This is a genomic window from Nostoc sp. (assembly GCF_054880495.1).
Genome location: NZ_JBTYKD010000116.1, coordinates 1 through 2,606, shown reverse-complemented (window position 1 = coordinate 2,606; position 2,606 = coordinate 1). Strand labels below are relative to the sequence as shown.

Below are 2,606 nucleotides of genomic sequence, written 5' to 3'. Positions count from 1 at the left end.
CCCACTGCTCGTTACTTAAGTCTCCTCGGTTGATCATGACTAGACAGCGATCGCCTTTTTTTATAGGATATAACGAGTTTGAAAACACGCCCTAGCCCCCTTAAAAGGGTGAATCTTAAAGAGCCAACTTTTTAAGGGGGTTGGGGGATCTCTTATCAGTAAGTCCTATTTAATTGAGCTATTTTGTGGATTGTAGTTATACTTTATGAAGAAAGCACTCAAGTAAAACACTGTTGCTCATCAACAGAGATACAAGTAAAGTTATAATAAACAGTATTTGGGTGGTATAAAATATTTTACTACAATCTAATTAATGTGAGATGCTAAAAACATCCAATAAATAAAAAATTAAATTACTTAAATAGGATTTTGGCTAATATTATTACACAGTAAACTAAACAGGCGATCGCACATATTAAAAATATCTCAAAGTCTGCCAATAGTCAGCTACTAAATTCTATATTTACACTACTTGAAAACTAAAGCTAAAACTTGCCCAATTATTCACATCTAAGATATATGAGTCGGCTGCTGTGCCGTTCATCCCCGTTTTGAGGGTGCTGGCGTTATGCAAGTCTTGTAGCAAGGTTTGGGCAACGTCTAAGGAATTCAACAATGGGCTAATCGGACTTTGTTCGGCTGTGGAATACTTTCCAGTGTTCAAAGCGGCGAGAGTTTCGCTAAAAGGGGCAGTACTAAGAATCAGTTGTTGTTCGTAAAATAAAGCTAGCCCTGAAATCACCCATTCGGAAGCAGTATTAGTTTGAGGTAGGGTGAGGGTTTCGCCTGGAGGGATGACGACTTGTTTGAGGAGGGGCTTAGTGTCCGCAGTGTTTGGTTCTTGAGGGGTTTCCAAAGAGTAGAAGGCAATTGCTGTATGATTATTGTTTAATCCTAGCAAGATTAAATATACTGGACGATCGCTGTGGTTTTCGACTCGATATTGCATTCGACTACCCATAGGCACAATCGCAGTGGGCAGAGACGCGATTAATCGCGTCTGTAGTGATTTTTCAATCGAAGTTTCAGTTTTGAAAGTTCGGACTGTTTCGCGCTGCATGACGACACTTGGCAATATGTCAGTAATTATTTCTAAGGTTGCCTTGAGAGGCAAGCGGGAAGAACGTTGATTTTCTGTAAGTCGCCATAACTTGGCCGCTAGCAAGGTTGATAATTTCGGTGCTAACCTCTGCACTGTTAATTTTACTGCTTCTCCTACTTCTCCGGTGCTATTGGGAACTAGCTCGCCACCAAGAGAAAATAGACCATAACGACTAGGCGTTTGCTGTAGCTTGGCAAATAGATAATCAGCTGGTTTTTCCCCTATTACTACGGTGGACACACGCGAAAATGCAGCAAAAGCACTGATAGCGTCTACCCGCTCAATTCTTTCTAATCCAGTATCCAAAGCAATTGTTAAATTAATATTCCTGGGTAAAACTCGGACAGCTTCTTGGACAAGTTCCCCGACTTGCAGAGGAGTTGTACGATCAATTTTGGAAATTTGCGCTTTTGCTGTTAACCCAGTGCGCGATCGCAATATTAACTCTTCTCCTGTTGCTAGGGTCAATCGAGAATTCACTCCGTAGTATAGCAGCACTTGTGGAGGTAATCCTGCCAACCACAGATGGACTGTTTTGCCGTCGTCTTCAATAGCATTCACCGCGCCTTCTGTACCAATGAGATTGTCTGGAACTAGAGACGTTATATGTTGATTTTTCTGATTACTTAATAACGCTGGTTGCTGTTTACTACCCAAATTGGATAGAGAATTTTCCACCTGAGAGAGGGCGACTTGAATTGTGGTAGCTGGGGTAAATTCCCACAAATACTGCGTTAAGGCGTAGGTAAATAACCCGGCACTAAAACCAGAAAAGAGTCCTTCTCTCGCCGACTGCTTTGGATTTGAGGTAGCTGTTAAGACAACAGGAGTGCTGGGTAAGTTTTGAGTTTTAAGTTCTTTGAGCAAGTCGAGTTCATCTACTACTAGCTTTGCTTCTACTAACTCTTGAAGGGCGCGAGTTTTTAATCCTAAGGCTGTACTAGGAGCATAATAGCTAGTATCCAATACTGCTGTTACTTGGTGTGTGGGGAGCGATCGCAATAATAGCAGTAGAGTTTCTTCTAATACATAGTTGACTATTTTCTCGTCTTGTGGTTTCTTAGTTCCATTAGCTGGCACCAGAGCATTTTGCATTGTATCTGGCGATGTTTGCAATTTTACACGACTGCCATAGCCGCTAAAGTGGAAGACAACTACATCACTGGGTTTAGCTTGCTTACTCAAATGATCCGAAAAAGCCGCCTCAATGAATTCCCTGCTAGCTTCTTCCTCAGTTAAGGTTAGGATATCTGACCCTTGGAAGCCAAAGCGATGAATCAAAAGTTCTCTTTGCAGTTCCACATCGGTGAGACAACCACTGAGGGTTGGGATTTGTGGGTATTGGTTAATACCTATTAGCAATGCCAACTTGCGCGGATTGGGTTGTGCTAAAGCTTGATAATAGTGATTTCCCAAAGTCAACCACTCAGCTTCAGTTACCCCCAATACCGCGAGTATTGAGCCAATTCTCTGTAAAAACGTGCGCCGTTTCATAATTAGCTAT

The 2,606-nt window shown here is 41.9% G+C and carries 1 protein-coding gene; it reads right to left on the bottom strand.

What is annotated here, in order from left to right; translation table 11 throughout:
- Positions 1-463: 463 nt before the first annotated feature.
- Entirely contained in the window at positions 464-2,596 is a 2,133-nt protein-coding gene (locus ACYTXL_RS12860) for a caspase family protein (protein WP_461925096.1), read from the bottom strand.
- Between the last annotated feature and the right edge of the window lie 10 nt (positions 2,597-2,606).